Raw genomic sequence first — 1477 nt, 5'->3', positions numbered from 1 at the left:
CTGTTGTACTTCACCTTTTGCAAATAGTAAACCAACTTTAAACCAAGTAGTATCTTTAAATTTTTTTTTAGTTTCAGAAACATTAATATCAGATATTCTTTTATTTAATGTGTAAATATCCAATCCCTTTGGCAGTAATTCATCAATAAAAAGCTTCATTTTTAAATATTCAAGGTGGCCAGCATACCAGTGGAATTCTAATTGCATTAATCGAATATTAATTCCTTTTTCTTTAGATTTAGACTTATAATTTTTTTTATTTATACCAAGGAGCTCCTGAACTTCCTCATTATCATAGAAAGGAAAGTCTTCTTCTGTTAAATCGAATTTTTCAATCCATTTTCCTATTATACATTCATCTGGATTATAATAACCGTATACTTCGTGAATTTCATTTTCCACATATTTTATATACGAATCAAACCTTTCAGGAGATAATGAATTTAAGTTATCTATAATCTCTTTTTTTAAAGCGGCAGATTTATCAAAATAATGCCAAGAATATAAATCAGAAAATGAGGAATTATCTAAATGATGTGCAGCGCTAAGTTCCTCAGTAAAATCAGTTATAGCTGTCCTATTATTATCAAACATAAATTACTAAAAATATTTAGTTATTTCAAGTGCTAGGTCTTTATTACTTTTTCCTATGTAATTTAAAAACATAGATTCGGTGCTATGTCCAGTAACATTGATTAAATAAGTAGTTGGTATTGTTCCGTAAAAATTGGATGCAAAAGAACGTCTACCAATATGCGAGGTTACTAATTGCCATTTAGGAAATATTCCTGATTCTTTACGGTATTGCTTTGCTTTGTTGTTATCAATATCCTTTAAAATACTTCCTTTTATTGTTTGATTAATTTCTGCAATTCTGCAAACTTGCTTAATATAAAGATTGTATTTAGGGTCTGAAATAATTTTTGGAAAATTGCCATTTCTTTTGTTGAGTATTTCAATTACTTTAGGATGCAAAGCTATTGTCATTCTTTTATTTGTTTTGATTTGTGTAAACTCTAAAAACGGGTGTAAAATTCCTTTATTATTTTTTTCGTATCTAATCATTGATTTGTCAAAACGCATGAAATCTGATATCCTTTGTCCTGTATAGCAGCTAATAATTAACCAATCTTTTGCATTTTGTAAGTTGTCATTTAAACGCTTTGCATCAATATTTTCAATTTTTGTGAGGTCTTCAAAGCTTAAATATGTTTTTTCGGTTTTGTGTTGAGGTGTTTTAATGCTGTCAAGTTGATGGCTTGTATTGATTCCGTTTTGCTTTGCGTGGTTACATACAGTTTTTATAGTTCTTAAATCTTTTGAGATTGTATTTAAAGCATAGTTATTTTCTAAACAGTATTTCTCAAAATCTAATTTGAATTTATAATTAATTTCAATAATTTGTAATTTGATTTTTTTATCACTTTGGTAACGCTCCATTAAGTGTTTGGTTACTTTGTATTTTTTTTGAGTTCCT

At 27.6% G+C, this 1477-nt stretch carries 2 protein-coding genes; both read right to left on the bottom strand.

Going from position 1 to position 1477, the window contains the following annotated elements:
* A partial coding sequence (locus tag IU405_RS01130) for a hypothetical protein (RefSeq protein ID WP_197436791.1) occupies nucleotides 1–594 on the bottom strand: 594 nt, incomplete at its 3' end.
* 6 nt (nucleotides 595–600) lie between these two features.
* A partial coding sequence (locus tag IU405_RS01125; RefSeq protein WP_197436790.1) for a phage integrase SAM-like domain-containing protein occupies nucleotides 601–1477 on the bottom strand: 877 nt, incomplete at its 5' end.

It is taken from the genome of Polaribacter sp. BAL334, from assembly GCF_015767435.1.
In the GTDB taxonomy this organism is placed as follows: Bacteria; Bacteroidota; Bacteroidia; order Flavobacteriales; family Flavobacteriaceae; genus Polaribacter.
Note: the sequence above shows the minus strand (reverse complement) of the source record. Positions and strands in the feature narration are given on the sequence as shown.